The 26,910-nt window shown below is 66.7% G+C and carries 25 protein-coding genes and 1 tRNA gene; 14 read left to right on the top strand and 12 right to left on the bottom strand.

The features are described from left to right. Positions 1–175: 175 nt before the first annotated feature. Together guaA and SP5_RS07485 are read left to right on the top strand one after the other, a co-directional pair. Complete coding sequence (gene guaA, locus SP5_RS07490) at positions 176–1,729, top strand: glutamine-hydrolyzing GMP synthase (RefSeq protein WP_042486367.1); 1,554 nt, start codon at positions 176–178, stop codon at positions 1,727–1,729. A gap of 375 nt (positions 1,730–2,104) precedes the next feature. Continuing rightward, the gene (locus SP5_RS07485) at positions 2,105–3,322 is read left to right on the top strand and encodes a spinster family MFS transporter (protein WP_042486379.1); all 1,218 of its coding nucleotides are present in this window, start codon (positions 2,105–2,107) and stop codon (positions 3,320–3,322) included. Here the strand turns inward: SP5_RS07485 and SP5_RS07480 are convergent. Together SP5_RS07480 and SP5_RS07475 are read right to left on the bottom strand one after the other, a co-directional pair. Beyond that, on the bottom strand, positions 3,306–4,133 hold the full coding sequence (locus SP5_RS07480) for an undecaprenyl-diphosphate phosphatase (protein ID WP_042486365.1): 828 nt from the start codon (positions 4,131–4,133) through the stop codon (positions 3,306–3,308). The genes SP5_RS07485 and SP5_RS07480 overlap by 17 nt on opposite strands. Positions 4,134–4,227: 94 nt before the next feature. After that, positions 4,228–6,156, bottom strand: a complete 1,929-nt coding sequence (locus SP5_RS07475; protein ID WP_042486363.1) for a BCCT family transporter — start codon at positions 6,154–6,156, stop codon at positions 4,228–4,230. Between the two features lie 229 nt (positions 6,157–6,385). On the opposite strand from SP5_RS07475, the gene SP5_RS07470 reads away from it, so the two are divergent. Further along, complete coding sequence (locus SP5_RS07470) at positions 6,386–9,139, top strand: TonB-dependent receptor (RefSeq protein WP_042486361.1); 2,754 nt, start codon at positions 6,386–6,388, stop codon at positions 9,137–9,139. Positions 9,140–9,159: 20 nt separating this feature from the next. Here SP5_RS07470 and SP5_RS07465 read toward each other — a convergent pair. Beyond that, positions 9,160–9,236 (bottom strand) — tRNA-Arg (locus tag SP5_RS07465). An 81-nt stretch (positions 9,237–9,317) separates the two neighbouring features. On the opposite strand from SP5_RS07465, the gene SP5_RS07460 reads away from it, so the two are divergent. After that, the gene (locus SP5_RS07460) at positions 9,318–10,052 is read left to right on the top strand and encodes a queuosine precursor transporter (protein ID WP_042486360.1); all 735 of its coding nucleotides are present in this window, start codon (positions 9,318–9,320) and stop codon (positions 10,050–10,052) included. Positions 10,053–10,411: 359 nt separating this feature from the next. Here SP5_RS07460 and purQ read toward each other — a convergent pair whose 3' ends face one another. The 3 genes from purQ to purC are packed head-to-tail and all read right to left on the bottom strand — an operon-like array spanning position 10,412 to position 12,089. Beyond that, a complete protein-coding gene (purQ, locus tag SP5_RS07455; protein ID WP_042486359.1) occupies positions 10,412–11,080 on the bottom strand; it encodes a phosphoribosylformylglycinamidine synthase subunit PurQ in 669 nt (222 codons plus the stop codon). After that, positions 11,080–11,310: a phosphoribosylformylglycinamidine synthase subunit PurS gene (gene purS, locus SP5_RS07450; protein ID WP_042486357.1), complete on the bottom strand. Its 231-nt coding sequence runs from the start codon at positions 11,308–11,310 to the stop codon at positions 11,080–11,082. Before purS ends, purQ begins: the two co-directional genes overlap by 1 nt. Continuing rightward, a complete protein-coding gene (gene purC / locus SP5_RS07445; RefSeq protein WP_007405170.1) occupies positions 11,310–12,089 on the bottom strand; it encodes a phosphoribosylaminoimidazolesuccinocarboxamide synthase in 780 nt (259 codons plus the stop codon). The genes purS and purC overlap by 1 nt, the downstream gene beginning before the upstream one ends. Before the next feature lie 277 nt (positions 12,090–12,366). Here purC and SP5_RS07440 point away from each other — a divergent pair, with 277 nt between their 5' ends. After that, complete coding sequence (locus SP5_RS07440; RefSeq protein ID WP_042486355.1) at positions 12,367–12,756, top strand: hypothetical protein; 390 nt, start codon at positions 12,367–12,369, stop codon at positions 12,754–12,756. Between the two features lie 202 nt (positions 12,757–12,958). On the opposite strand, the gene SP5_RS07435 is transcribed toward SP5_RS07440, so the two are convergent. Next, positions 12,959–13,369: a MarR family winged helix-turn-helix transcriptional regulator gene (locus SP5_RS07435; RefSeq protein ID WP_241823786.1), complete on the bottom strand. Its 411-nt coding sequence runs from the start codon at positions 13,367–13,369 to the stop codon at positions 12,959–12,961. Between the two features lie 53 nt (positions 13,370–13,422). Here SP5_RS07435 and SP5_RS07430 point away from each other — a divergent pair, with 53 nt between their 5' ends. From SP5_RS07430 to SP5_RS07420, 3 genes are all read left to right on the top strand, one after another. Then, on the top strand, positions 13,423–15,204 hold the full coding sequence (locus SP5_RS07430; protein ID WP_042486376.1) for a chloride channel protein: 1,782 nt from the start codon (positions 13,423–13,425) through the stop codon (positions 15,202–15,204). Between the two features lie 48 nt (positions 15,205–15,252). Beyond that, the gene (gene parC, locus SP5_RS07425) at positions 15,253–17,505 is read left to right on the top strand and encodes a DNA topoisomerase IV subunit A (protein WP_042486350.1); all 2,253 of its coding nucleotides are present in this window, start codon (positions 15,253–15,255) and stop codon (positions 17,503–17,505) included. 235 nt (positions 17,506–17,740) lie between these two features. After that, a complete protein-coding gene (locus SP5_RS07420; RefSeq protein WP_052811453.1) occupies positions 17,741–19,333 on the top strand; it encodes a putative bifunctional diguanylate cyclase/phosphodiesterase in 1,593 nt (530 codons plus the stop codon). On the opposite strand, the gene SP5_RS07415 is transcribed toward SP5_RS07420, so the two are convergent. From SP5_RS07415 to SP5_RS07400, 4 genes are read right to left on the bottom strand one after another with little or no spacing between them, the layout of a single operon-like run. Beyond that, entirely contained in the window at positions 19,324–20,484 is a 1,161-nt protein-coding gene (locus tag SP5_RS07415; protein WP_042486344.1) for a CCA tRNA nucleotidyltransferase, read from the bottom strand. The two genes, SP5_RS07420 and SP5_RS07415, sit on opposite strands and share 10 nt — an antisense overlap. Further along, positions 20,472–21,065 (bottom strand): CoA pyrophosphatase, encoded by a 594-nt coding sequence (locus SP5_RS07410; protein ID WP_042486341.1) that lies wholly within the window; start codon positions 21,063–21,065, stop codon positions 20,472–20,474. Before SP5_RS07410 ends, SP5_RS07415 begins: the two co-directional genes overlap by 13 nt. Next, a complete protein-coding gene (locus SP5_RS07405; protein ID WP_042486337.1) occupies positions 21,062–21,634 on the bottom strand; it encodes a DUF1285 domain-containing protein in 573 nt (190 codons plus the stop codon). Before SP5_RS07405 ends, SP5_RS07410 begins: the two co-directional genes overlap by 4 nt. A 50-nt stretch (positions 21,635–21,684) precedes the next feature. After that, positions 21,685–22,194 carry a GNAT family N-acetyltransferase gene (locus SP5_RS07400; RefSeq protein WP_042486374.1) on the bottom strand — a complete coding sequence of 170 codons (510 nt, stop codon included), beginning with the start codon at positions 22,192–22,194 and terminating at the stop codon, positions 21,685–21,687. Positions 22,195–22,315: 121 nt separating this feature from the next. Here SP5_RS07400 and SP5_RS07395 point away from each other — a divergent pair, with 121 nt between their 5' ends. Beyond that, positions 22,316–22,684 carry a dihydroneopterin aldolase gene (locus SP5_RS07395; RefSeq protein ID WP_042486371.1) on the top strand — a complete coding sequence of 123 codons (369 nt, stop codon included), beginning with the start codon at positions 22,316–22,318 and terminating at the stop codon, positions 22,682–22,684. A gap of 5 nt (positions 22,685–22,689) precedes the next feature. Further along, positions 22,690–22,977: a Rossmann fold domain-containing protein gene (locus tag SP5_RS07390; protein ID WP_042486333.1), complete on the top strand. Its 288-nt coding sequence runs from the start codon at positions 22,690–22,692 to the stop codon at positions 22,975–22,977. Here SP5_RS07390 and SP5_RS07385 read toward each other — a convergent pair. Then, positions 22,953–23,861: a hypothetical protein gene (locus SP5_RS07385; RefSeq protein WP_174435523.1), complete on the bottom strand. Its 909-nt coding sequence runs from the start codon at positions 23,859–23,861 to the stop codon at positions 22,953–22,955. The genes SP5_RS07390 and SP5_RS07385 overlap by 25 nt on opposite strands. Positions 23,862–24,076: 215 nt before the next feature. Here SP5_RS07385 and SP5_RS07380 point away from each other — a divergent pair, with 215 nt between their 5' ends. From SP5_RS07380 to SP5_RS07365, 4 genes are all read left to right on the top strand, one after another. Further along, a complete protein-coding gene (locus SP5_RS07380) occupies positions 24,077–24,760 on the top strand; it encodes an energy transducer TonB (protein WP_042486331.1) in 684 nt (227 codons plus the stop codon). Between the two features lie 57 nt (positions 24,761–24,817). Beyond that, the gene (locus SP5_RS07375; protein WP_042486328.1) at positions 24,818–25,612 is read left to right on the top strand and encodes a MotA/TolQ/ExbB proton channel family protein; all 795 of its coding nucleotides are present in this window, start codon (positions 24,818–24,820) and stop codon (positions 25,610–25,612) included. Between the two features lie 100 nt (positions 25,613–25,712). After that, positions 25,713–26,192 (top strand): ExbD/TolR family protein, encoded by a 480-nt coding sequence (locus SP5_RS07370; protein ID WP_042486325.1) that lies wholly within the window; start codon positions 25,713–25,715, stop codon positions 26,190–26,192. A gap of 34 nt (positions 26,193–26,226) precedes the next feature. Continuing rightward, the gene (locus SP5_RS07365; RefSeq protein WP_042486322.1) at positions 26,227–26,652 is read left to right on the top strand and encodes an ExbD/TolR family protein; all 426 of its coding nucleotides are present in this window, start codon (positions 26,227–26,229) and stop codon (positions 26,650–26,652) included. Positions 26,653–26,910: the final 258 nt, after the last annotated feature.

Here is a 26,910-nt window from a genome sequence, read left to right as displayed (position 1 = left end):
CTCTAGGTTATGCCGGGGGCATGACCGATCTGAAACTCGCTTGCGGGAGGGGCGCGCCCGGTAATGCTGTTCAGCGCAGCCGAGGGCTTTCGGTACTTCCCAAGGTCCCAACCAGCACACCGGAAACCGTCGTCGCCCGGTAGCTTTTCGCAAAAGACATCGCTATCGGACCGCCATGGAGCACCCGGACAGCATCCTCATCGTCGATTTCGGCAGCCAGGTCACCCAGCTCATCGCGCGCCGCGTGCGCGAGGCGGGGGTCTATAGCGAGATCGTTCCCTTCCAATCCGCCGAAGCGGCGTTCGCGCGGATCAACCCCGCTGCGGTCATCCTGTCGGGTGGCCCCGCCTCGGTCGTTGACGAAAATAGCCCGCGCATTCCGCAGGCGATCCTCGACAGCGGCCTGCCGATGCTGGGCATCTGCTATGGCCAGCAGGCGCTGACCGAGCAGCTGGGCGGCAAGGTCGAGAAGGGCGACAGCGGCGAGTTCGGCGAGGCGTTCATCACCGTCGAGGGCGAATGCTCCCTGTTCGACGGCCTCTGGGCGACCGGCGAGCGCCATCAGGTGTGGATGAGCCATGGCGACAAGGTCACGGCTCTCGCGCCGGGCTTCCGCGTCGTCGCGACCAGCCCCGGCGCGCCGTACGCGATCATCGCGAACGAGGAACGCCGCATCTATGCGATGCAGTTCCACCCGGAGGTCGTTCACACCCCCGATGGCGCGAAGCTGATCGCCAATTTCGTCCGCCATGTCGCCGGGCTTTCGGGCGACTGGACCATGGCGGAATTCCGCGCCGCCAAGATCGCCGAGATCCGCGAGCAGGTCGGCTCGGCCAAGGTCATTTGCGGCCTGTCGGGCGGGGTCGACTCGTCGGTGGCGGCGCTGCTGATCCATGAGGCGATCGGCGACCAGCTGACCTGTGTGTTCGTTGATGGCGGCATCCTGCGCCAGGGCGAGGCCGAGCAGGTCGTCAGCCTGTTTCGCGGCCACTACAACATCCCGCTGGTCCATGTGGATGCGCAGGACCTGTTCATGGACGGCCTGGCGGGCGTCACCGATCCGGAAGCCAAGCGCAAGTTCATTGGCAAGACCTTCATCGACGTGTTTGAGGCGGAGGCCAAAAAGATCGGCGGCGCCGAGTTCCTCGCGCAAGGCACGCTCTACCCCGACGTGATCGAGAGCGTCAGCTTCACCGGCGGTCCGTCGGTGACGATCAAGAGCCACCACAATGTCGGCGGCCTGCCTGAGCGCATGAACATGAAGCTCGTCGAGCCGCTTCGCGAGCTGTTCAAGGACGAGGTCCGCGTGCTGGGTCGCGAGCTGGGCCTGCCGGACGTGTTCGTCGGCCGCCATCCGTTCCCCGGACCCGGCCTTGCCATCCGTATCCCCGGCGAGGTGACGCGCGAGCGCTGCGACATCCTGCGCAAGGCGGACGCCATCTATCTCGAAGAGATTCGCAAGGCGGGTCTGTACGACGCCATCTGGCAGGCCTTTGCGGTGTTGCTGCCGGTACGCTCGGTCGGCGTCATGGGCGATGGCCGCACTTACGACTCGGTGCTGGCGCTGCGCGCGGTGACCTCGGTCGACGGCATGACGGCGCAGGCGTTCGACTTTCCCGGCGACTTCCTGCCGCGCGTGACGACCCGGATCATCAACGAGGTGAAGGGCATCAACCGCGTCGTGTACGACTATACCAGCAAGCCGCCCGGCACGATCGAGTGGGAATAACCAAGGCACGCGGCCCCGCGGGGCGGGGCTGCGGCTTGGCTATTGGGTGCCGCGAGGCACCGCCAAGGGATCGGGATTAAACGTCGCGAAGATCGGCCCTCCATTTCCAACAGGCACCACCCCGGCGAAGGCCGGGGTCCAGTTGCCGAACGATGGAGGGGGGTTACTGGCGCCCTCCCAACTGGATCCCGGCCTTCGCCGGGATGGTGCGATCGGTAACGTAATGGCCTCATTGCACATGGCTGGGCTACCGGCTGTGGGCCTGCGGACCCTTGCTGACGAACCGGGACATCCCTTCACCATATTGCGCGTGGCCCCAGTGCAAGGGAGGAATCGCAGGTGACCCCATCCACCCGCCCCCGGCTGGTGCTGGCGATGCTGCTGGTCGTCTATATCTTCAACTTCGTCGACCGGCAGATCCTCGCGATCCTCGCCGCGCCGATCCAGCAGGAGCTGGGGCTAAGCGACCGGCAATTGGGGCTGCTCGGCGGGATCGCCTTTGCGCTCCTCTATTCGACGCTGGGCGTGCCGCTGGCGTGGCTGGCCGACCGGACGAGCCGGAGCTGGGTCGTCACGGGTTCGCTGGTGCTGTGGAGCGGCTTTACCGCGCTGTGTGGGCTGGCGACCGGCTTCGGGCAGATATTCCTCGCGCGGCTGGGCGTCGGCATCGGCGAGGCGGGGGGCGTCGCACCCTCCCATGCGATCATCAGCGACCATTTTCCGCCGCGCCGTCGCGCGCTGGCGCTTTCCGTCTATTCGCTGGGCATTCCGCTGGGCTCGGCGGCGGGGGTGCTGGCGGGCGGCTATATCGCCGCGCGGATCGACTGGCGCACGGCCTTCATCGTGGTCGGGTTGGCCGGGATGCTGGTCGCGCCGCTGGTCCGGCTGATCGTCCGCGACCGGCCGGGGGCTGCCCCGAGGGCGGGCCAACCCGCCTTCGCGACGGTCGCCCGCATGCTGGCGCGCAAGCCGTCCTTCTGGCTGCTGTCCTGCGGCGCGGCGAGCGGGTCGATGATCGGCTATGGCCTGGCCTTCTGGTTGCCCAGCCTGATGCGGCGCAGCTTCGGGCTGGACCTGATCGCGACCTCGCATTTCCTGGCGGGCCTGCTGTTGATCGGGGGCGTCGGCGGCATCCTGGGCGGTGGCTGGCTGGCCGACCGGCTGGGCGCGCGGGACCGGGCGTGGTTCGGCTATGTCCCCGCCATCGCCTATCTGGCCAGCATTCCGCTGTTCGCGGGCGGCATCCATGGCGGGGATGTGCGCATCGCCTTTGCGCTGTTCCTGCTGCCCCAGGCGCTGTCCTATGCCTGGCTGGGGCCAGCGCTGTCGGCGGTGCAGCATCTGGTCGACCCGCCCGAACGGGCGACGGCGGCCGCGCTGTTCCTGCTGATCAACAACCTGATCGGGCTAGGTGGCGGCATCTATGCGCTGGGGGCATTGTCCGACGCGCTGACGCCGCTCCATGGCAGCGACGCGCTGCGCTATGCGATGCTGGGGGGACTTGGCCTTTATGCGGTCGCGGCGCTGCTGGTCGGATTGGCGGGTCCCCATCTGCGCCGCGACTGGGTGGATCCGCTTACCGCGCCGGAATGACGTTCCAGGCGAGCATCGCAAACACCGCCGCGCCCGCCACGATGCGATAGATCACGAAGGGCCAATAGTCGCGCGTCGACACCAGCCGCAGGAAGACGATGATCACGCCATAGCCGCTGGCAAAGGCGACCATTGTGGCGAGCAAGGTCGGTCCCGGCCCGAACGTCCCGAACCGCCCCCAGCTGTCGGCCAGCTCGAACAGGCCCGACGCCAGCACCGCCGGGATCGCCAGCAGGAACGAGTAGCGCGCCGCCGCCTCGCGCGTGTAACCGAGCAGCAGCCCCGCGCTGATCGTACCGCCGGAGCGCGACACGCCGGGGACCAGCGCCATGGCCTGCGCAAAGCCCAGGACCAGGCCGTCGCGCCAGCCCAGCCGCTCCAGCGGCTTGCGCTTCGCCCCGATCCGGTCGGCCGCGCCCAGCACCAGCGCAAAGACGATCAGCATCGTCGCGGTGATCCGCAGATCGCGCAGCCCCCCTTCGATCTGATGTTTGAACAGCAAACCCAGGATCGCGATCGGCAGGGTGCCCAGGATCACCAGCCAGCCCATCCGCGCATCGGGTGACAGGGTGGCGGGGCGGCGGATCACCGCGCCCAGCCAGGCCATCGCGATGCGCCAGATATCCTTGCGGAAATAGAGCAGCACCGCTGCCTCGGTGCCGATCTGGGTAATGGCGGTGAAGGCCGCGCCGGGATCACTGCCCGAGGGGAGCAGGGCGCCCGCGATGCGCAGATGCGCGCTGGACGATACCGGCAGGAATTCCGTGATACCCTGCAACAGCCCCAGAAACAGGGCTTCCAACCAAATCATTATAAATACGAACCTTTATGTGCAGCGCCCGCCATAGGCCGGGGACCGGCGCGTGGCACCCCCCGAACGTCGCCCGGCCCCTCGATCCGATGGATCAGCCGTCCTTGCGATGGGCTTCGGCCAGCCGCCAGCGCTCCAGCTGGGTCAGCACGTCATTCGCGATCTGACCGACGGTAAAGCCGGTCAGATCGCGAAAGCCCGTCTCGCCATTGGTCTGCGCGGCCATCATCCAGGCGTGGCTCCGGCGACGCTCGGGCGCCTCCAGCGCGGTATAGGCGGGCAGCGGGCGCGAGCGGGGGGACAGGCGATAGGCGAACGGGCGGCCGTCATGCGCGGTGATGGTCAGCTCGACCTTGTCCTCCCCGCTATCCAGCCGGCTGGCGGTCCAGCCTTCGGCTTCCAGCGCCTCCTTGACCGATTGCAACGCCGGTTCGCCCTGCGCGCGCAGCTGGGCCAGGATATCGGCGCGGCGGGCGGGGACGATCAGGCGCTTGATCCGCTCGCTGATCGCCGGGCCGTCACCGGGCAGCGTCACGCCTGCCAGATCGGCGTTGGTCTGGCGCACCAGCCCGACCGCCAGCAACAGCATGATGAAGCAGAAGGGGAGGGCGGCGAGCAGGGTCGCCGATTGCAACGCCCCCAATCCGCCCGCGACCAGCAACAGCGTCGCGGTCGCACCCAGCAGCACGCACCAGTACATACGCTGCCAGCGCGGCGTCTCCTCGCTGCCGCCCGAGGCCAGCGTATCGATGACCAGCGCGCCGGAATCGGCCGAGGTCACGAAGAACACCGCGACGAGAATGATCGCCAGCGTCGAGGTGACGCTGGCGGCGGGCAGATATTCCAGGAACTTGAACAGCGCGGTCGACAAATTGGCCTGCACCGCATCGGCGATCCCGCCATGCGCGCCGCCCAGGTCCAGCGAGATCGCGGTGTTGCCGAACACGGTCATCCAAAGGAAGGTGAAGGCGGTCGGCACGAACAGCACGCCGATCACGAATTCGCGGATCGTCCGCCCGCGCGAGATGCGCGCGATGAACATGCCGACGAACGGCGACCAGGCGATCCACCATGCCCAGTAGAACAGCGTCCAGTCCGCCATCCAGGCGCGCGGTTCATAGGCATAGAGGGTGAAGGTCCGCTTCACGAAATGGTCGAGATACAGGCCGAAATTCTGAACCAGCGCGCGCAGCAGGAACAGGGTCGGGCCGACCGCCAGCACGAACAGCATCAGCAGCACGGCGACGGTCAGGTTCAACTCCGACAGGCGACGCACGCCCCGGTCGGCGCCGCTCAGCACGGACAGGGTGGCCGCGCCCATGACCACGACGATGACGACGATCTTGACCATCAGCGTGTCGGGTATGCCATATTCGTAATTCAGCCCCGCCGTCATCTGCGACACGCCGAACCCCAGCGAGGTCGAGACGCCGAACACCGTCCCGCACACCGCGAAGATGTCGATCGCATCGCCCAGCGGGCCGTTGATCCGCTTGCCCAGGATCGGCGACAGGCCCGACCGCAGGGTCAGCGGCATGTCCTTGCGATAGGTGAAATAGGCCAGACTCAGGCCGACCAGCGCATAGATCGCCCAGGCATGGACGCCATAATGATGGAAGGTAATCGCCATCGCCTCGCGCGCGGCGAGGATCGTGCCGCTGGGCGCGTCGGGCGGTGAGATGTAGTGCTGAATCGGTTCGGCGACGGCGAAATACATCAGCCCGATGCCCATCCCGGCCGCGAACAGCATCGCCAGCCACGACAGATAGGGAAAGTCCGGCTCGGCATCGTCCGGCCCCAGCTTCAGCTTGCCTGCGGGGCCGAAACCCAGTGCCAGCACCACCACCAGAAATACCGCGACCGCCGAGATATAGAACCAGCCGAACGTGTCGATCGCCCAGGCCTGCGCCGCCTTGAACGCAGCATCGGCCGTCCCCGGCATGGCGAGCGTCGTCACCAGCAGCAGTGCGATGATGCCGGAGGCCCCCCAGAAGACGCGCGGGTTTATTTCACTCTTCAACATATCGACAGGTTAGCAGCCATCGGCCGGGCTGGCGAATATGCGGCCTGGACCAGGCATGGCATCGGATGGTTTCGCGGTGCGCGGCGGCCGGGCGAAGAGGGCGGGGTGCCCCCCCCGATAACGGCCGGAATGGTCGGACGTCCCTGCGCCGGCGTCCGGCTTAACCGGCTGGTATGATTGTTCAGTTATGCCTCCAATCAACGACATAAGGTTCGGGAGGGGGTAAGTCATGCGACTCTGGGGTCTGCTGCTGGCATCGACGGCGGCGTTGGCGTTGGCGGTGACGGGAACGGCTTCGGCTCAGGGTTTGCGCGGGGTGGCACCCGCGCCCGCGTTGAAGGACAAGCCGGACGAGAAGAAGCCCCGGGCCGAGTCGCCCAATAACGGTGATATCGTCGTCACCGCCACGCGCCGCTCGCAACGTTTGTCGAGCGTGCCGATCGCGGTCAGCGCCTATGGCACCGTCGCGCTTCAGAATTCGGGCGCGACCGATATCCGCCAGATGACGCAGCTCGCCCCCTCGCTGCTGGTCAGCTCGACCGGCTCGGAGGCGAACGCGACGGCGCGGATTCGCGGCATCGGCACGGTGGGCGACAATCCCGGCCTGGAAAGCTCGGTCGCGGTGTTCATCGACGGCGTCTATCGCAGCCGCACCGGCTCGGGCCTCAACGATCTGGGCGAGGTCGAGCGTATCGAGGTGCTGCGCGGGCCGCAGGGCACGCTGTCGGGGCGCAATTCCTCGGCGGGTGCGATCAGCATCTACACCAAATATCCCGCCTTCAAATATGGCGGTTACGGCGAGGTCAGCTACGGCAACTACAATGCCGTGCGCGTCGCAGGCGGCGTGACCGGGCCGGTGATCGGCGATACGCTCGCCTTCCGGATCGATGGCGTCTACAACAAGCGCGACGGCTTTCTGTACGACGTCGTCAACAAGACCGACTATAACGACCGCAACCGAGCGTTCGTGCGCGGGCAGCTGTTCTGGAAGCCGACGGACGATTTTTCGGTCCGCCTGATCGGCGATTATACGCACCGTGACGAGAAGTGCTGCGGCGCGGTCTATATCGACACCCGCGAGAAGCTGGATCCGACGCCCGGCGTGCCGGGGGATGCGGCGATCAATCCGCAGAACCGCATCGTCAATATCCTGCGTAGCCTGGGCGGCGTCCTGCCCAGCGCGGGCGATCCCTATAACCGCCGGATCGCGCAGACACCGGGCCACGCCTATTCCAATGTGACCGAGGATTATGGCGTGTCGGCGCGCGTCGGTTGGGACATCGGCAAGGTCCAGCTGATCTCCATCTCCGCCTATCGCGAATATAAGGCGGGGGGTGCGGGCGATGTCGACTATAGCAATGTCGACATCATCGATCGCCCGGACAATGGCCTGGCCTATCGCCAGTTCAAGACCTTCACCCAGGAGACGCGGCTCAGCGGGTCGATCCTGAACAATCGGCTCGACTGGCTGGTCGGCGGCTATTTCGCGCATGAAGACCTTCAGGTCTCGGACAACCTGACCTTCGGCTCGCAATATGGCGCCTTCGCCGCCTGCCGCGTCGTCGCGACGATCAATCCGGCGGCGGCGTTGCAGAACCCCGCCAATCCTGGCTGCCTCAGTGCGGCGGGGCGTGCCGTCCTGACCGGCGCGCTGGGGCCGACGCTGGTCGGGACGATCGACCGGTTGAGCACGATCAACAATGTCGGCGGCCTCCGCGATCTCTATGACCAGACCAGCACCAACTATGCCTTCTTCACGCACAATATCTTCCGCGTGACCGACACGCTGAGCCTGACGGGCGGCCTTCGCTATACCAACGAGCACAAAAAGCTTCGTGCGAATTTCGAGAACAACAACACCGCCTGCCCGCTGCAGCAGGCCGCGCTTCGGCCCTTCCTGCAAAGCGGCAATCCGACCTTGGCCAATCTGGCCGGGGGCATCCTGACGCTGAGCTGCAACGGCAATTCGACGTCCGCGCTCACCGGGCTGCCGCTGTCCGATTCGATCCGCGAGGGGCAGTTCACCGGCACCGCCGTGGTGTCGTGGAAGCCGGTGGCCAGCACTCTGATCTATGGCTCCTATGCGCGCGGCTACAAGGCGGGCGGCTATAATCTGGAGCGGTCGGACCTCACCCCGAACGTGTTCGGGACGCCGACGGCGGCGTCGGTCACCAATCTGCGCTTCGATCCCGAAACGGTGAACGCCTATGAGCTGGGGGTGAAGTTCACCTCGCGTACCTTCACCCTGAACGCCGCCGCCTTCCGTTCGGAATTCAAGAACTTCCAGCTGAACACCTTCAACGGCACCGGCTATATCGTCCAGAATATCAGCGCGTGCGGCAACGACCTGGGCGGTGCCGATCGCGACGACTCCCCGACGACCGGCCGCTGCACCGGCAAGGTGAAGGCCGGTGTGGTGACGCAGGGGATCGAGCTGGAAGCCGGTATGTACCCGACGCGCGACGTCACCTTCAACCTGGGCTATACTTATGCCCATACCAACTACGCCCGGAACCTGGTCGGCAGCGACGCGGGCGAGCCGCTCAGCAACGCGCTGTTCCTGCTGCCCGGCAGCATGATGTCGAACGCGCCGCGCCATGTCGTGACATCCTCGGCCAGCTGGACGCCGCCCATCGCCGGGACCGGGCTGACGGCGTTATTCTATGTCGATGGCCGCATGACCAGCGACTATAACACCGGCTCCGACCTGTTCGTCGAAAAGAAGCAGGACGGCTTCTTCCTGATGAATGCGCGCATCGGCCTGCACGGTAAGGACCAGCGCTGGGCGCTGGAATTCTGGGGCCAGAACATCCTCAACACGAACTACCAGCAGGTCGCCTTCAACATGCCCTTCCAGGGCTCGGGCAGCCTGTCGCAGGTCCAGCGCTTCGGCGCGCCGACCTATGCCACCGCCAACGCGTTGTTCGGGTCCTATCTGGCGGAACCGCGAACCTATGGCCTGACGCTGCGCACGCGCTGGTGAGGCTGATGCCGTGTGGTGATTGGCGCGCCCGGAGGGATTCGAACCCCCGACCGAGGAGGTAGAAGCTCCTTGCTCTATCCAACTGAGCTACGGACGCGCGGATGCGCGTGTCCCTAGCGCGGTTTGCGTGGGTTGGGAATGGCGATAAATGTCGCCCCTTACGGTGAAAGGGATCGGCATGGGCGTGGAACGGGTGGTGGCGAGCCGGGATATGGAACATGGCGCGTTCCGCTGGTTCGACTTCGTCATGGCGGCGTTCGTAACCATCCTGCTGCTGTCCAACGTCATCGGCGCAGGCAAGGTCGCGGTCATCACCCTGCCGCTGGTCGGGCAGTGGCCGTTCGGGGCGGGTATCCTGTTCTTTCCGCTCAGTTACGTCATCGGCGACGTGCTGACCGAGGTCTATGGTTATGCGCGAGCCCGGCGCGTGATCTGGGCGGGGACGGCGGCGGTGCTGTTCATGGCGTTCATGAGCTATGTGGTCGTGGCATTGCCGCCCGCGCCCAGCTGGACCAACCAGGCCGCCTATGAGGTGATCTTCGGTCAGGTGCCGCGCATCGTGCTGGCCAGTGTCTGCGCCTTCTGGGCGGGCGAGTTCGCCAATGCCTATGTGATGGCGCGGATGAAGGTCTGGACCGGCGGGCGGCACCTGTGGTCGCGCACCATCGGCTCGACGCTGGTGGGGCAGGGGGTGGACAGCCTGATCTTCTATCCACTGGCCTTCTGGGGCGCGGTCGGCTGGACGCCGCATCTGGTGGTCGTGGTGCTGTTCACGCAATGGGCGCTGAAGGTGGGCTGGGAAGTATTGCTGACTCCGGTGACTTATCTGATCGTCGGCTTTCTGAAGCGGACCGAGGGGGTGGATGTGTTCGATGAGGGGACGGACTTCACGCCGTTCCGGGCGCGGGTTTGAGCGGGGTTTTGGTTCGCGCGAAGCCGCGATGACGCGAAGAGTTTTAAAGAGGATTTGTTCGCGCGGAGGCGCGGAGGCGCAGAGAGGGCGGACGCAGCGGTAGCTGCACGACCTTCTTTCATAAGCCTGAGTGAGGCAGGAAGGCGTCTCCAAACGCGAGACCCCTCTGCGTCCTCCGCGCCTCCGCGCGAACCCACCTTCTTCTTCGCGTCCTCGCGGCTTCGCGTGAGTCCACTAAAAGGGGGAGGCGAGTTGCCTCGCCTCCCCATAAGTCATCCCGTGGCCCCTTCGACTGCCTGCCAAGGCAGGCGCTCAGGACGGGCTTCGACTTCGCTCAGGCTGAACGGAGGGTAGGGCGGTTACGCCCCGACCATCTCCAGCAGGCCCTCGAACAGCCGGCGGCCATGGTCGCCGCCATGCGCGGCTTCGATGCGGCGCTCGGGGTGGGGCATCATGCCCAGCACGTTGCGCTTCTCGTTCAGCACGCCCGCGATGTTGCGGGCCGAGCCGTTGACGTCCTCGGCATAGCGGAAGGCGACGCGGCCTTCGCCTTCCAGACGGTCGAGCGTGTCGGCATCGGCGAAATAGTTGCCGTCATGATGCGCGACCGGAATACGGATCGTCTCGCCCTGTTCGTACAGGCGGGTGAAGGCGCTGTCGGTGTTGGCGACCTCCAGGTTCACGTCGCGGCACACGAAGTTGAGCGAGCGGTTGCGCATCAGCGCCCCCGGCAGCAGCCCGGTCTCGGCCAGCACCTGGAAGCCGTTGCACACGCCGAACACCGGCGTGCCCTTGTTCGCCGCATCCACCACCGCGCGCATGATCGGCGAGCGGGCCGCGATCGCGCCGCAGCGGAGGTAATCGCCATAGGAGAAGCCGCCCGGCACGCCGATCAGCCCCAGCCCTTCGGGCAGTTCGCTGTCGCCGTGCCAGACCATGGCCGGCTTGACGCCCGTTACCGCCTCCAGCGCAACGGCGAGGTCGCGGTCGCAGTTCGAGCCCGGAAAGACGATGACGGCGGTCTTCATCAGGCGCGCTCCACCCGGTAATTCTCGATCACGGTGTTGGCGAGCAACTGGCGGCACATCTCGTCGATCTGGGCGTCGGTCGTCGCGTCGGCGACTTCCAGCTCGATCAGCTTGCCCGCGCGCACGTCATTGACGCCTGCAAAGCCCAGGCTTTCCAGCGCATGGTGGATCGCCTTGCCCTGCGGGTCGAGCACGCCGGGCTTCAGGGTGACGAAAATCTTCAGCTTCATTACTTGCCCCGGCTCTTGCGGTGTTCTTCCAGGTCGAGGACGGCGGTGTCGCCCCCCTCGGGCAGCAGGCCCAGACGGCGCGCCACTTCCTGATAGGCCTCGACCTCGCCGCCGAGATCACGGCGGAAGCGGTCCTTGTCCAGCTTCTCGTTGGTGGTCATGTCCCACAGGCGGCAGCCATCGGGGCTGATCTCGTCGGCCAGGATGATCCGGCCGAAGTCATTGTCCCAGATGCGGCCGAATTCCAGCTTGAAGTCGACCAGGCGGATGCCGATCGCGGCGAACATGCCCGACAGGAAGTCGTTCACGCGGATCGCCAGGTCGGCGATGTCGTGCATCTCTTCCTGGCTGGCCCAGCCGAAGCAGGCGATATGCTCGTCGGTGACCATCGGGTCGCCCAGCGCATCGTCCTTGTAATAATATTCGATGATCGTGCGGGGCAGCTTCACGCCCTCTTCGATGCCGAGACGCTTGGACAGCGAGCCTGCCGCGACGTTGCGCACCACGACCTCGATCGGCACGATCTCGACCTGGCGGATCAGCTGCTCGCGCATGTTCAGGCGGCGGATGAAGTGGGTCGGAACGCCGATATGGTCGAGCATGGTGAAGACATGCTCGGAGATACGGTTGTTCAGCACGCCCTTGCCGTTGATCGTGCCCTTCTTCTGGGCATTGAACGCGGTGGCGTCGTCCTTGAAATACTGGATCAGCGTGCCAGGCTCAGGGCCTTCGTACAGGATCTTGGCCTTGCCTTCGTAGATTTGGCGGCGGCGAGCCATGCGGCGGTCCCCTGAAATGAGTACAGCCCCGGCGCCCCCATGCTGAGGCCCGAGGCGGGATGGCGCGCCTATAATGGAAGGGGCGCGGCGGCGCAATGGAGTTGGGCGCCATGCGGGCAGGCCGTGGCGGACAGCATCGCCCATGATGACGACGGCGTCATTCGCGATACATGATGAACAGTTTTTGGAAGGCAGATTAAAGAATTGTAAGGTCTAAAGTAACGGAAACCGATCGGGCAGATCACGGGTTTTGGCTATGCTTGCAAAGGAGGTAGTCATGAACAAGCTGATGATCGGTGTTGTTGGTGGAGCCCTGATGCTGACGGCGGGTGCTGCCGTGGCGCGGCCGGTACATATGGCGCACCAGCCGCAAATCTGGGAGCAGGCGCGTGTCCCGCTCGCCAATGGTATGGAGGCCATCGCGGTGGTGAAGAACGGTAATGCCGAGCGTACCGTCGCCTGCCGCGATACCGCCGACGTGCTCGCCACCTTCCGCCCCGAGGTCGTCGCCTTCCAGCCGGTCCGTGGGCCGCATGGCAAGGTGAAGACCGACGAGGATGTCGCAGGGGTCGAAACCTTCACCCCCGTCGCCTTCCAGAACTGCACGGTGGCGGCCGGCGATCACTTCCAGCAGGATGTGACCCAGGCCCAGGCGAACCAGGCCTGATCCAGGTCCTTTCGCCGAACATGAAGCGGGCGCGATGGGAATCGCGCCCGCTTTTGTTTTTGGGCCAATAAATTCCTCCCCTGCAAGGGGAGGGGGACCAGCGAAGCTGGTGGAGGGGTGTCACCCGCTCTCGATAGGGTGACACCCCTCCGTCAGGGCTTCGCCCTGCCGCCTCCCCTGCGAGGGGAGGATTCATGCTCGATCAGAGTTCGGACAGCATTTCGACCAGCAACGGCCGCAACCGGCGTAGCTCCGCGCGGTGGGCGAGCGCGAGCGTGGCGATCGTCTCGGCGCCCCGATCGGTCAGCGTGACCGGCACGCGTCGCCGATCCGTCGCCCGGTCGCGCTGGACCAGCCCCAGCTTTTCCAGCCGGTCGACCAGGCCCGAGGCGCTGTGCGGGCGCAGGCGCAGATGCTCGGCCAGTTCCCCGATCAGCAGCGCGCGGTCAGGCGCGGCGCGCAAGGCCAGCAGCGCCTGATGCTGTTGCGCGGTGATGCCCGCCTGTGCCGCCGCCTCTTCGCTGAACGACAGGAAGGTGCGGAGCTGTCGGCGGAACCCGGCAAGGGCGCGGTAATCCCGGTCGCTGATCGGATCGTCCATGCGCTGGCCCATGCCACACATCATCCGTCTTGAGAAATATCGTAATGCGATATATTGGCTTCGCCATGACGATTGCCCGCGCCCTGCCGCTGCCCGCTCCCATGGTTCGACTCGCCGACCACAGTGCCGATCGGCGGATGTTGGCGCTGGCGATGGCGGCGTTGGTCATCGGTACCGGCGGGGCGGTGGCGGCCTGGGTGCTGCTGAAGCTGATCGCGCTGGCGACGAATATCGGCTGGTACGGCCAGTTTTCCTTCGCGCCCGTCGCGATCGGCCCGGCGGCGCAAGGCTGGCGGACGCTGGCGGTGCCGGTGGTCGGCAGCCTCATCATCGGCCTGATGGCACGGTTCGGGTCGGACAAGATTCGCGGCCACGGCATCCCCGAGGCGATAGAGGCGATCCTGTTCGGCCAGAGCCGCTTGTCGCCCAAGGTCGCGGTGCTCAAGCCCTTGTCCGCCGCCGTCTCGATCGGGTCGGGCGGGCCGTTCGGCGCGGAGGGACCGATCATCATGACCGGCGGCGCGATCGGGTCGCTGCTGGCGCAATGCTTTCACCTGAGCGCGTCGGAGCGCAAGACGTTGCTGGTCGCGGGTGCGGCGGCGGGGATGACCGCGATCTTCGGTACGCCCTTTGCCGCGATGCTGCTGGGCGTCGAGGTGCTGTTGTTCGAGTGGAAACCGCGCAGCTTCGTGCCGGTCGCGGTCGCCGCGCTGACCGCGATCGCGTGGCGGCCCTGGCTGATCGGCGCGGGGCCGATGTTCCCGCTGCCCATGGCGCTCTCCTATGATGCGGTGGCGCTGGTCGGCGCGGTGGTGCTCGGCCTGGGCGTCGGCGCGATCGCGTCGGGCCTGTCCTGGGCGCTCTATCGGATCGAGGACGGGTTTCACGGCCTGCCGGTCCATTGGATGTGGTGGCCCGCGATCGGCGCGGTGGCGGTCGGCATCGGCGGCATGACCGACCCGCGCGTGCTGGGTGCGGGCTATGACAATATCCAGGCGCTGCTGCTCGGCTCGATGGTGGTGAAGGCGATCCTGTTGCTGCTGATCGTCAAGGCGGTGGTGTGGCTGATCGCTTTGGGGTCGGGCACGTCGGGCGGCATTCTCGCACCGCTGCTGATGCTGGGCGGGGCGTTGGGAGCACTGGCGGGACATGCGCTGCCGGGCGGGGTGCCGCTCTATGCGCTGGCGGGGATGGCAGCGATGATGAGCGCGTCGATGCGCGCGCCGTTGACCGCGTCGATCTTCGCGGTCGAGCTGACCGGGCGGTTTGACGCGCTGCCGGTGACGGCGGCGGCGAGCGTGGCGGCCTATACCATTTCGGTGCTGGTGCTGCGCCGGTCGATCCTGACCGAGAAGATCGCGCGGCGCGGCCGCCATCTGAGCCAGGAATATGCCGTCGACCCCTTGAGCCTGGTCCGGGTCGCGCAGATCATGACGCCGACGCCTGCAACCCTGCCCGCGACGATGACGGTGAACGAGGCGGCGCGTTTCTTTGCCGATGCCGATCACCGCGCCTATCCGGTGGTGGATGGCAAGGGGCGGCCGGTCGGCCTGGTCTCGCGTGCCGATGCGCTACGCTGGTTCGACGCCCCGCCCGAGATCGGGGCGACGTTGCGTGAGGTCGTGTCGGACGCCGCGCTGCCCATGGTGTCGCCCGAATGGCCGGTCGACCGTGCGGCGGAGCGGATGTTGGCGGAGGATGTCGATCGCCTGTCGGTAGTCGATGCGCAGGGCGTGCTGGTCGGCCTGCTGGCGCGGCGCGATCTGTTGCGTGCGCGGTCGGGCTGGCTGAGCGACGAACAGGACAAGCGGCGCTTTGCCACCATGGGTCGATCGTTCCCGGTTTGATCTCCCTGATTGCCCCGGCCCCACGGGCTTGCTAGAAGCTGGGCTTCCATGGCGATCGATCTCCGCGACAATCCTCCCGTCGGCATTCTGGACGCACCCTTCGACAGCGCGCTGTCCGAGCGGTATCTCGTCTATGCACTGTCCACGATCACCGCGCGCTCGCTGCCCGATGTGCGCGATGGCCTGAAGCCCGTGCATCGGCGGCTGCTCTGGGCGATGCGGCTGCTGAAGCTCGATCCGGCTTCGGGTTACAAGAAGTGCGCGCGCGTCGTCGGTGACGTGATCGGTAAATATCATCCGCATGGCGACCAGTCGGTCTATGATGCGATGGTGCGCCTGGCGCAGGATTTCGCGCTGCGCTATCCGCTGGTCGACGGGCAGGGCAATTTCGGTAATATCGACGGCGATAACGCCGCCGCCTATCGTTATACCGAGGCGCGGCTGACCCAGGTCGCGATCGACCTGATGGACGGGCTGGACGAGGACGCCGTCGCCTATCGCCCGACCTATAATGGCGAGGAGCAGGAGCCGGAGCTGTTCCCCGGCCTCTTCCCCAACCTGCTGGCCAACGGCGCGAGCGGCATCGCGGTCGGCATGGCGACCAGCATCCCGCCGCACAATGCCGCCGAATTGCTGGAGGCCGCGATCCTGCTGGTCGATCGGCCCGACGCCGATGACGATGCGATCCTGGCGCTGGTCAAGGGACCGGACTTCCCCACCGGCGGGATGGTCGTCGATGCGCCCGCCATATTGCGCGAAAGCTACACCACGGGGCGGGGCGGCTTCCGCGTCCGCGCGCGCTGGGAGATTGAGCGCGAAAAGGGTGGCGGCTGGCAGATCGTCATCAGCGAGATTCCCTACGGCGTCGCCAAGGGCAAGCTGATCGAACAGATCGCCACGCTCATCAACGACAAGAAGCTGCCGATCCTGGCCGATGTACGCGACGAGTCGGATGCGCAGGTCCGCATCGTCCTCGAGCCGCGCGCCCGCACCGTCGATCCGCAGGTGCTGATGGACGGGCTGTTCCGCTTCTCGGACCTGGAGACGCGGGTCAGCCTGAACCTCAACGTGCTGGACAAGGAGCGTACCCCGCGCGTCATGTCCCTGCGCGAGGCACTGGCCGCCTGGGTCGAGCATCAGTTCGTGGTGCTGCGTCGCCGCTCCGAACACCGTCTGGGCAAGATCGCCGACCGGATCGAGCTGCTCGACGGCTATCTGGTCGCCTATCTCAACCTCGACCGGGTGATCGAGATCATCCGCACCGAGGATGAGCCCAAGGCGGTGATGATCGCGGAATTCCGCCTGACCGACCGTCAGGCCGAGGCGATCCTCAACATGCGTCTCCGTTCGCTGCGCCGTCTGGAGGAGTTCGAGATTCGCGGCGAGCGCGACAAGCTCGACAAGGAGCGTGAGCAGCTGACGCTGCTGCTCGGCTCCGAGCAGCGCCAGCGGACGCGGATGAAGAAGGATCTGGGCAAGATCCGCGACCGCTATGGCCCCGAAACCGCATTGGGCGCGCGTCGCACGCTGATTGAGGAAGCCGCGCCGACCCGCGACATTCCGCTGGAAGCGATGATCGAGCGGGAGCCGATCACCGTCATCCTGTCGCAGCGGGGCTGGATCCGCGCGATGAAGGGTCATGTCGACCTCGCCTCGGCCGACACCGCCAAGTTCAAGGAAGGCGACGGCCCCGCCTTTGCCTTTCACGCGCAGACCACCGACAAGCTGTTGCTGGCGGCGGCGAATGGGCGGTTCTTCACGCTGGCGGCCGACAAGCTGCCCGGCGGGCGCGGTTTCGGCGAGCCGGTGCGCGCGATGATCGACCTGGACGGATCGATCGGCATCGCGGGTTTCCTGCCCGCAGCCCGCGCGGCCAAGCTGCTGGTCGCGGCATCGGACGGGCGCGGCTTCATCGTGCCGACCGCCGACACCATCGCCGAGACGCGAAAGGGAAAGACCGTGCTGACCCCGCGCGCCGGGTCCCTGTTGAAGGTCGTGCGTCCGGTCGGGGCCGAGGATGACTATGTCGCGGCGATCGGCGACAACCGCAAGTTGCTGGTCTTCCCCCTGACCGAGTTCGTCGAGCTGTCGCGCGGCACCGGCGTCCAGCTGCAACGCTATCGCGACGGCGGGCTGTCGGATGCGACGACCTTCGTCTTCAAGGACGGGCTGAGCTGGCCGATGGGCGGCGATACCGGGCGGGTTCGGACCGAATCCGACCTGTCGGCCTGGCGCACCGCACGTGGTGCGGCGGGGCGGATGCCGCCGACCGGCTTCCCGCGCGACAACCGGTTCGATTGAGCCACAGGCCAATCCTGCCCTGCGGGGGAGGAGACAAAGTCGGTCGTGAATCATGCCGATCCGACGGCGCCCCTGAGCGACCCTATACTGTGACGTTAACTGTAAATTTCCTGGAATTTTAGGCGCTCTTAACGTTCGCGGGTTACGCGGATCAGTGATGGCAATGATCGCTCATCCGCTGCACCGCTCGTCGAACCGGAATTTCGGGTCGCTGACGTCGTGCGCGATCAGCATCATGGCGATTCCGGCGGCTGAAATCCTGATCGAGAAGGGCGCGCCGGTCGTGGCCGCCAGCAACGACGCCTATCGCCGCGCCGCGTTGAACGACTCGCGGACCCAGGCCGGCTTGCTGGCCGAGGTGGCCAAGCGAATCGACGGTTTCCTGGCGTCCGACCAGACCTCGATCGAGTTTCCGCTGGCCGTCGGCGACGTCATCGACTGCCGCTATTTCCAGGCGACCCTGACCCATGCCGCCGAAGGGGAGGGCGAAGGCTGTGTGCTGATGCTGGTCGATCATACCGCACAGCACCACACCGAACGCAGCCTGCGTCGCGAAATGATGACCGACAGCCTGACCGGGCTGCCCAATCGACAGGGTTTCGGCGACCTGATCGAGGCGATGGTCGCCAATGGTCAACGCCATGCGGTGCTGGTGATCGATCTCAACCGATTCGGCCGGTTGAATGCCTGTATGGGCTCGCTGGTCGGCGACGAATTGCTGATCACCGTGGCACGACGCCTGAAGGGGGCGTTGCGGTCGCGCGACTCGATCGGGCGGATCGGCGGCAACGAATTCGGCATCCTCATGATGATCGACGGCAGCGAGGACGAGGCGCATATCCTTGCCGAACGCATCGACCGGGCACTGCGCTCGCCGTTCCGGCTGACCGACTATGAGGTCAATGTCGAGGCATCGGTCGGCATCGCCTTCAACGAAGGGCTGGACGACGACGCCGAGGAACTGATCCGGCACGCCCAGTTCGCGGTCAAGCATGCCAAGGCGGCCGGGCGCACCCAAGTCTATCATCCCCAGGCCTTCACCATCGCGCGCGCGCAGTTCGCGATGGAGACCGCGTTGCGCCGCGCGATCGAACGGGAAGAGCTGCACCTTGCCTATCAGCCGATCTGCGACCTGAGCACCGGCCGCACCATCGCGTTCGAGGCGCTGGCGCGGTGGCGCGACGCCGAGGGGCGCGATCATTCGCCATCCGATTTCATCCCCGTGGCCGAGGAATCGGGGCTGATCGTCCCGCTGGGCCGCTGGGCCGCGAACCAGGCGCTGCTCCAGCTGGCGGAATGGGATCGACGGGCGGGCGGGGACTGCGGCGTGCGCATGTCGGTCAACGTCTCGGCGATCCAGTTGCAGCGCGACGATATCCCTGCGCTGATCGAGTCGGCATTGGCCAAGGCGGGCGTGGCGGGCGAGCGGCTGATCCTGGAACTGACCGAAAGCGCGATCGTGGGCGATCCCGACCGGGTCAGCGCGATCATGAACGCGTTGAAACAACTCGGCCCCACCATCGCGATGGACGATTTCGGCACCGGCTATTCCAGCCTTGCCTATCTGCAGAAACTGCCGATCGACATATTGAAGATCGACCGCAGCTTCGTCTCCGGGATGCTGGCCGACCGCGACAAGATCGCGATCGTCCGCGCGATCCTGGGCTTGGCGCAGGCGCTGGGCATGAAGACCACCGCCGAGGGGATCGAGGCGGTGGAGCTGGGGCAGACGCTGGCCGCCTTGGGGTGTACCCATGGACAGGGCTATTATTACGCCCGCCCGCTCGATCCCGATGCCGCCTGGGCGATGATCGCCGGTCAGGCCTGAGCCACCGCCTCATCGGCGATGCGGCCGACGCGCTCGGCGTCGGGAAAACCTTCGGCAATCCACTGCGTCTCGATCCGGCGGAGCAGCCGTGCCACCTCCGGCCCCTTGCCGATCCCGCGTTCGACCAACGCACCGCCGGTCAGCGGCAGGGCAGGGGGCGTCCAGTCACGAATCGGCTCGATCGATTCGCCCGCCAGCAACAGCCGGTCGACCGCGCCCGTCAATCCCGCACGATAGGCGAGCGCGCGCGGCCCTTCCTCGCCCGGCCCGGCGGTCGCGGCGATCAGGCGCTTGCGATCGGTGTTGGACAGTTTCAGCCGCGCCCCGACATTCTCCGCCGCGTGCGCAGGCAAAAGGGCGGCGAGCCGCCGGATGGCGTCGGGTGCGATTCCCGCGGCCTCTTCGCGCTCGGCCAGCCGGGTCAGCCGCTCCACGCCCTCGGCATCGATCTCGGGGATGACCGCGCGGAAAATGCCATGCTCGACCATCAGGGCGACCACCGGGACCGCGCGGGCGGCGACCAAAAGTTTCAGCAACTCCGCCGCGATCCGTTCGCGCGACAAGGCCATCAGGTCGTTGGCGCGCGCGGCGCAGGCGGCCAGCCCGGCCTCGTCGACCGCATGGCCGAAGCGCGCATGGAAGCGGAAGAAGCGCAGGATGCGCAAATGATCCTCGGCAATCCGCTGCAACGGATCGCCGATGAAGCGCACGCGTCCGGCCTTCAGGTCGTCCAGTCCGCCGAAATAGTCGAACAATTCGCCGGTCATAGGGTCGGCATAGAGTGCGTTCATCGTGAAGTCGCGCCGCGCGGCGTCCTCGCGCCAGTCGTCGGTGAAGGCGACCACGGCATGGCGGCCATCGGTCGACACGTCGCGGCGCAGCGTCGTGACCTCGACCGGACCATCGGGCAGGACGGCGGTGATCGTGCCGTGCGCGATGCCGGTCGGCACCGGCTTGAACCCGCTGTCGCGCACCCGGTCGATGATCGTTTCGGGCGACAGCGGCGTCGCCAAGTCGATATCGGCGACGGCCAGGCCCAGCAGCATGTCGCGCACCGCGCCGCCGACGAACCGCGCCTCCAGCCGCTCGGCCAGCGCGATCAGCTCGGGGCGGTCGGCCCAGGGCGCCGTGCCGGGCGTCATGCCGCCCATTGCAGCCGCCGTGACAGGTTGACGATCATCGCCGCGGTCGCGCCCCAGATGCGCCGGTCGTTCCATAATATCTCGTAGAAATGGCGGGTCCGCCCGCGCCACGGCGCGCTGACCCGGTGGTGATGGGCGGGATCGAGCAGGAAGGACAGCGGCACCTCGAACAGGTCCGCCACTTCCGCCTCGGCGGGGGTCAGGGTGAGGTCGGGCGGGATGACGCCGACGATCGGCGTCACCTCGAACCCGGTGACGGTGCGATAACGATCGGCCGATCCGACGACCGTGACCGTGGCGGGGGGAAGCCCGATCTCCTCCTCCGCCTCGCGCAGCGCGGTCGCGACCAGATCGGCGTCGCCGGGATCGGCGCGGCCGCCCGGAAAGGCGATCTGCCCGGCATGGTTGCGCAGCGTATCGGTTCGCTGGGTCAGCAGCACGCCCGGCGCGGCGCGGTCGGTCACGGGCACCAGCACAGCGGCGGCCGTGGGAGTCGCCATGATCTCGTGCGGTTCGACACCGTCGCCGGTCAGCAGCTCGGTCGCCGGTATCCGCGCCATCGCCGCTGCCAGCCTTTCGGCCAGCGTCATGCGGCGGGCGACGCCGTCAGGGGAAAGAAGACGCCGTCGCTCCACACGCCGGGCGCTTCGCCCTCGCCCGCCAGCGCGCGTTCGGCCAGTTCATAATAGACCGGCCGCGCGATCAGCGCCTCCAGCCCGTCCCGGACATGCACATAGGGGCGGGGGCCGTCCTCGCCCTCGACGAAGCGCAGGCCATGGTCCGGCCCTGCGGCGACGAAATCGCCGGTGTTGAGCTGGAACACCAGCCGACCATTTTCACCCTGTCCCTCGGCCTTCAGCGCGGTGGCGACGAAGGGCGCGTCCTCAACCGCGATGTCCAGCTTTTCGACCGGCGTGACCAGCACGTGACGGCCATCGGGCTCCCGCCGCAAGATGGTGGAGAACAGGCGCACCATGGCCGCCCTCGTGATCGGGCTGCCCTGATGATACCAGGTGCCGTCGCGCGCGATCCGCATTTCGCTGTCGCCGCAATGGCTGGGGTGCCATTGCGAGACGGGGGGCAGCTTCTGCGCCTCCATCGCCTGGACGATTTCGGCGAGACTCAGCGCGGACAGATCGGGGGGCGGTGCCATCGGCATGATGGACCCGAATTAGGGATGCGGGGCGGGCAGGTAAAGACCCGCGCGATTCACGCCTGCCCTGGATCGGGGCCGAGCATACCTGCAAGCGCCGGTACGTCCGGCCCACGCGCCAGCAGCCGGTGCCGCTCGACCGGGCCGGGCAGCCGCCAGTCGGCGGTCCGTTCGGCGGAGAAGCCGAAGAAGCGGCCATAATATTCCGGGTCGCCGATCAGCATCATCGCGCGGTCCAGCCCTTGCGCGGTCGCAGCGCCCAGCATGTGATGCAGCAATTCGCGCCCGATCCCGCCCTGCTGGCGTTCGGGATCGACCGCGACCGGGCCGACCATGACCATCGGATGCACGCGGGCGTCGTCGTCGGTCAGCGCGACCGGCCAGCACTGGATCGACCCGATCAGCCGATCTTCCTCAACGGCGGCGAAGCACAGCGAGGCGATCGGCCGGACGCTGCCGCGTACCTTATAGGCAGTGCGCGCCTGCCGTCCGGGCGGAAAGGCGCGGTCCAGCAGCGCCTCGACCGCATCGGGTGCGACCGCGTCGAGCGGGACAAGGGCGGTCATCACGGGCGGCATGGTCAAGGGGGGGCGAAGTCCGGTGGCGGGGAAGGGGACGCGCGCCCTTAGCGCGACGGCGGGGGGATGCAAGCTTTCCTTCGGCGCGCTCTCTGCTACAGGCGCAGGGATGGAAGACCGTCTCCAGCTCGAAGTCCACGACCTCGAAGTCCAGGTGCTGACCGGCATCTACTCCGAGGAAACCCATCTGCCGCAGCCGCTGCGTATCTCGCTGACCGTCGATCTCGACTGTCCGGCGCGCTACACGCCCGACAGCCCGCTGACCGAATCCAAAAATTATCTCGACCTGAAACATGCCGCGACCCAGCTGCCCGAAGGCGTGCATTTCACGCTGATCGAGGGGGTTGCCGACCATATCTGCGACACGCTGTTCCTTCAGGATAAGCGAGTCCGCCGCGTGCAGGTGAAGATCGTGAAGCTGGCCATCGCCGAGGATGGCGAGGCGATCGGCATCACGCTGGTCCGCCACCGGCGCTGACGGGCATGACGGCGCGGCGAGTCGACCTGGCGCCCGATGCGGATATCGCAGGCGTCGTCGCCGGGCATCCGGGCGAGGATCTGGTGCTAGTGATCCGTCCCGGTCGCGGCGCTCTGTCCCAGGCGATGCTCGAGGCCGCGATCGCCCCGCTCGCCATCGCGGCGGCCCCGGGCGCGCGGATCAACGCGGTGATCCCGGCCGAGGGGGCGGCGGAGGAAGCGGTTGCGGCGGCGGTCGATTATCTTGCCGCCGCGCACGCGGTCACCGGTCAGTCGCTGATCGTCGGCGTTTGACGCTCGCGCCCGCACGGGCCGAGCTTTTGCAGCACGAATCGATAATCCTCGCGCGCGGCCTGGGCATTTTCCGGCCCCAGCGAGGCGGTGCTGCGATCAGGCAGCGATTCCGGCAGCGCGCAGGCCAGCCGATACCAGAGCAGCGTGTCGCGCGCCGGGGGCGCGGCGGATTCGTCGACGATCTCGCTCAACGCCACGGCATAGCGCCGCTCCTCGCCCGGGCGACGCAGCACGGATAGCGAGACGGGGCGGTTGTTGGCGGTCGTCAGGAAAATCTGCGTCTCGCCTTCGCCGGGCAGGCTGCCGGGCACGTAAAAGGCGTTGCCGACGCCGGTGATGACCGGCGGCGCGTCGGTCGACAGGGCATCGCGGACGATGGTCCGGCTGCGCTGCTCGGTATCGGGCGTCCAGGGCAGCTGCGCATCGGGCGCGACGAGCTGGAGCTGGTCGGCGGCGTTGGGCACCCGACGGGCATAGATCAGCACCCGCATCTTCTTCAGCCTGGGCGCGCGGCCCCGAGCATCGGTGGCGGCATCGAACAGATAGCCGATCCGTGCGGGCAGGCCGCCCGCGCCGCGGATCAGCGTGCCGACATCGGCCTCGATATAGAAACGCTGATGGCCGGGGGCGACCCCGACGGCCTCGGCCCCCTTGATCGCGGTGGCCGACCGGATGGTCACATCGGCGATGACCGGGGCCGACAGGACCAGGTCGGCGAGGTCGGCATAGCCCGGTCCCGTTTGGGCCATCCCTGTTTGCGCTACCATCGAATCACCCGGCCGGGCCGATGGCGCGGTCGCCATCTGGGCGGGCAGGGGGACGGCGAACAGGGGAATCGACAGCGTCAAAGCGCCAGCGCGAATGGCGTGGGACAGGGGATTCATAGCTTCGCGCTACTCCTTTGCGGATTAACGGTACAGAAATAATTTCGTCATGCGCAGGTTGTACGTTTATTACGTCCGACAAACTGATTGCGCCGCGCCAGCCGTCACGATAGGGTTCAAGGCTCTGCCGCATGCCGAAAGAGCATGGCAGGAGTTTCCCACGTCCCCACGCTACGGCGAGGCGAAACTGGCAGACTGAGGAGTTTCGTTGCTGAATGGCCTATACTGACCAGAAGATGTCCGGGGGCAAGGTGGTCGCGATCGTTATCGTCGTGCTCATCCATGCTGCCCTGGGCTATGCCTTCGTCACGGGGCTGGCTTACCAGTACGTGAAGAAGGCGACCGAGAAGCTCAACACGTTCGACGTGCAAGAGCCGCCGCCCCCACCCCCGCCGGAGGAACCGCCGCCCCCGCCGCCGCCGGAACAGCCCAATGTTCCGCCGCCGCCGACGACGGTTGTGACGCCGCCGCCGATCGTGAACGTGCCGACCCAGGCGCCGACGATCGCGACGACGACCGTGATTCCACTGAGCCAGCCCACTGCGCCGCCGGCCCCGCCTGCGCCGCCGTCGCCGCCTGCTCCGCCGGCCCCGCCTGCGGTATCGAAGGCTGCTGGCCTGAAGGGCAATCCGGGCCAGTTCTTTGGTCCCGATGCTTACCCGCCCTCGGCCCAGCGCGAAGGCGCGGAAGGTCGCGTGGTCGCCAAGCTGACGGTCGGTACCGACGGACGCGTCACCGATTGCGTCGTGACGACGAGCAGCAACAATCGCGCGCTCGACGATACGACCTGCCGGATCGCGAAGGCGCGTGTGCGATTCTCGCCCGCGCTCGATCAGAACGGCAACGCGATCACGTCGTCCTACACGCTTCCGGTACGCTGGCAGCTGCCGCAGGAATAACGGCTTTCTAGGCCGAACTTAAAAATTCAACGCTTTAGTCAGAGGACCTAACCAACCATGCTCACCACCATCCTCGCCGCGGGCGGCGCCGCGGCCGGTGCCGAAAACCCCTACGGTCTCGGCCAGGCTCTCAAGGAAGGCGGCCTCATCTCGCAGTCGGTGTTCACCATCCTCTGCCTGATGTCGATCGTGTCGTTCTACATCCTGTTCTCGAAGCTGTTCGAGCAGCAGAAGATCATCAACCAGGCGAAGCGCGTCCGTCAGGGCTTCTGGTCGTCGAACTCGCTGCGCGAGGGCTCGGCCAAGCTCGAGAAGAACTCGGCCTACAAGCAGATCGTCGACGACGGTCTGGCCGCGCAGGACCAGCACTCGAAGCTGACCGATCCGGTCGAAGCGCATGACTGGCTGCACGGCTCGCTGGCGCGTTCGGAAGCCGCGATCAACTCGAAGCTGGGCGGCGGTCTCGCCTTCCTGGCGACCGTCGGTGCGACCGCGCCGTTCATCGGTCTGTTCGGTACGGTCATCGGCATCTACCGCGCGCTCATCAAGATCGGCTCGTCGGGCCAGGCCTCGATCGACGCCGTCGCCGGTCCGGTCGGTGAAGCGCTCATCATGACCGCTCTGGGTCTCGTCGTCGCCGTTCCGGCGGTGCTCGCCTTCAACTGGCTGCAGCGTCGTAACAAGGGCATTGCGGAAGACCTGTCGTCGTTCTCGAACGACGTGCTGGGCTTCCTGGCCTCGAACGGTGCGGTTCGTCCGGCGGTTGCCGGTGCGGCCAAGCCGGCCGCCGTCAAGGCGCCTGCTGGCACCACCACCGCCGGTCAGGCCGGTGGCGTTCAGACCCGCGCCTGAGCTTAAGGGGGCGGAGCGGCGGTCCTTGGACCGTCGCCCCGCCACCCCCCGCTGCCCATTTCGGGGCGGCGCAAGAATGCATGGATAGGATAGCTCTCTCATGGCGATGAGCGTTGGCGGTGACTCCGCCGAGAAACCGATGTCGGAGATCAACACGACGCCCCTCGTGGACGTCATGCTGGTGCTCCTCATCATCTTCCTGATCGCGGTTCCGGTCGTGATTCAGACCGTTCCGCTGAAGCTGCCGAACGTCCGCTTCGATCCGACCACGACGAAGCCGGAAAACGTGTCGCTCTCGGTCACCAGCGAGAATGGCCAGTGCAAGGTGTACTGGAACCTGACCCCGGTCAGCTCGGACGAACTGCGCACCCGCGCGGTCGAAAAGCTGAAGGCCGAGGTCGAACGGCTGGGCGGTGTGGGTAACATCACGCCCGACCAGCTGCCCGAAGCGCATATCCGTGGCGACGTGAACACGCCGTACCGGTGCATCGGCGGCACCATCTTCACGATGCAGCAGGCCGGTTTCGCCCGGGTCGGCTTCATCTCCGAGCCGCCCCCCGGCGGCAACCCCCGCGCCTGATCGGCCGGGCGGACAGAATAGGAGTTAGCACGCCATGGCAATGAGCGCCGGATCCGATGATGGCGAGCCGATGATGGACATGAACACGACGCCGTTGATCGACGTCATGCTCGTGCTCCTCATCATGTTCATCATCACCATCCCGATCCAGACTCACGCGGTGAAGGTCGACCTGCCGGTCAACTCGAACACGCCGCAGACCGTCGTGAACACCGACAAGAACAAGATCGGTATCGACGCTGCCGGCACGGTCACCTGGAACGGTGCCCCGGTCGACGAGGTGACGCTGCGCCAGTTCCTGGACCAGAGCGCCGCGATGAACCCGGAACCGGAACTGCACTTCCAGCCGGCCCCCGACGCGAAGTACGCCAAGGTCGACGAGACCCTGGCCGTGATCAAGCGTTCGGCGGTGACGAAGCTAGGCTTCATCGGCAACGAGCAGTATCGCAACGATTTCTGATCCTTTCGATCAGGTCGATGATGAAATGGGGCGGTCTCTTCGGAGGCCGCCCTTTTTCGTTTTGGGCATGGGTGGGGCATGGTGATGGCGCCGCGTGGCCTTCGACTGCGCTCAGGCCGAACGGAGGGTAGGGCCTGTGCCCGAGCCCAGGCCAGCCCAAGCCCAAGCCCAAGCCTGAAGAAGCATGACGTGAGACGGACCACCCCTCCCCTTCAGGGGAGGGGCCGGGGGTGGGGCGTATCCGCAGGCGAGGCGTCC

Source organism: Sphingomonas parapaucimobilis NBRC 15100, assembly GCF_000787715.1.
Classification (GTDB): domain Bacteria; phylum Pseudomonadota; class Alphaproteobacteria; order Sphingomonadales; family Sphingomonadaceae; genus Sphingomonas; species Sphingomonas parapaucimobilis.
Note: the sequence above shows the minus strand (reverse complement) of the source record. Positions and strands in the feature narration are given on the sequence as shown.

Excerpts from the sequence above, each read along its gene's own strand:
- guaA (WP_042486367.1), top strand. The coding sequence starts at position 176 with ATGGAGCACCCGGACAGCATCCTCATCGTCGATTTCGGCAGCCAGGTC.
- SP5_RS07485 (WP_042486379.1), top strand. The coding sequence starts at position 2,105 with ATGCTGCTGGTCGTCTATATCTTCAACTTCGTCGACCGGCAGATCCTC.
- SP5_RS07480 (WP_042486365.1), bottom strand. The coding sequence starts at position 4,133 with ATGATTTGGTTGGAAGCCCTGTTTCTGGGGCTGTTGCAGGGTATCACG.
- SP5_RS07475 (WP_042486363.1), bottom strand. The coding sequence starts at position 6,156 with ATGTTGAAGAGTGAAATAAACCCGCGCGTCTTCTGGGGGGCCTCCGGC.
- SP5_RS07470 (WP_042486361.1), top strand. The coding sequence starts at position 6,386 with ATGCGACTCTGGGGTCTGCTGCTGGCATCGACGGCGGCGTTGGCGTTG.
- SP5_RS07460 (WP_042486360.1), top strand. The coding sequence starts at position 9,318 with ATGGGCGTGGAACGGGTGGTGGCGAGCCGGGATATGGAACATGGCGCG.
- purQ (WP_042486359.1), bottom strand. The coding sequence starts at position 11,080 with ATGAAGACCGCCGTCATCGTCTTTCCGGGCTCGAACTGCGACCGCGAC.
- purS (WP_042486357.1), bottom strand. The coding sequence starts at position 11,310 with ATGAAGCTGAAGATTTTCGTCACCCTGAAGCCCGGCGTGCTCGACCCG.
- purC (WP_007405170.1), bottom strand. The coding sequence starts at position 12,089 with ATGGCTCGCCGCCGCCAAATCTACGAAGGCAAGGCCAAGATCCTGTAC.
- SP5_RS07440 (WP_042486355.1), top strand. The coding sequence starts at position 12,367 with ATGAACAAGCTGATGATCGGTGTTGTTGGTGGAGCCCTGATGCTGACG.
- SP5_RS07435 (WP_241823786.1), bottom strand. The coding sequence starts at position 13,369 with ATGGGCCAGCGCATGGACGATCCGATCAGCGACCGGGATTACCGCGCC.
- SP5_RS07430 (WP_042486376.1), top strand. The coding sequence starts at position 13,423 with ATGACGATTGCCCGCGCCCTGCCGCTGCCCGCTCCCATGGTTCGACTC.
- parC (WP_042486350.1), top strand. The coding sequence starts at position 15,253 with ATGGCGATCGATCTCCGCGACAATCCTCCCGTCGGCATTCTGGACGCA.
- SP5_RS07420 (WP_052811453.1), top strand. The coding sequence starts at position 17,741 with ATGGCGATTCCGGCGGCTGAAATCCTGATCGAGAAGGGCGCGCCGGTC.
- SP5_RS07415 (WP_042486344.1), bottom strand. The coding sequence starts at position 20,484 with ATGGGCGGCATGACGCCCGGCACGGCGCCCTGGGCCGACCGCCCCGAG.
- SP5_RS07410 (WP_042486341.1), bottom strand. The coding sequence starts at position 21,065 with ATGACGCTGGCCGAAAGGCTGGCAGCGGCGATGGCGCGGATACCGGCG.
- SP5_RS07405 (WP_042486337.1), bottom strand. The coding sequence starts at position 21,634 with ATGCCGATGGCACCGCCCCCCGATCTGTCCGCGCTGAGTCTCGCCGAA.
- SP5_RS07400 (WP_042486374.1), bottom strand. The coding sequence starts at position 22,194 with ATGACCGCCCTTGTCCCGCTCGACGCGGTCGCACCCGATGCGGTCGAG.
- SP5_RS07395 (WP_042486371.1), top strand. The coding sequence starts at position 22,316 with ATGGAAGACCGTCTCCAGCTCGAAGTCCACGACCTCGAAGTCCAGGTG.
- SP5_RS07390 (WP_042486333.1), top strand. The coding sequence starts at position 22,690 with ATGACGGCGCGGCGAGTCGACCTGGCGCCCGATGCGGATATCGCAGGC.
- SP5_RS07385 (WP_174435523.1), bottom strand. The coding sequence starts at position 23,861 with ATGAATCCCCTGTCCCACGCCATTCGCGCTGGCGCTTTGACGCTGTCG.
- SP5_RS07380 (WP_042486331.1), top strand. The coding sequence starts at position 24,077 with ATGGCCTATACTGACCAGAAGATGTCCGGGGGCAAGGTGGTCGCGATC.
- SP5_RS07375 (WP_042486328.1), top strand. The coding sequence starts at position 24,818 with ATGCTCACCACCATCCTCGCCGCGGGCGGCGCCGCGGCCGGTGCCGAA.
- SP5_RS07370 (WP_042486325.1), top strand. The coding sequence starts at position 25,713 with ATGGCGATGAGCGTTGGCGGTGACTCCGCCGAGAAACCGATGTCGGAG.
- SP5_RS07365 (WP_042486322.1), top strand. The coding sequence starts at position 26,227 with ATGGCAATGAGCGCCGGATCCGATGATGGCGAGCCGATGATGGACATG.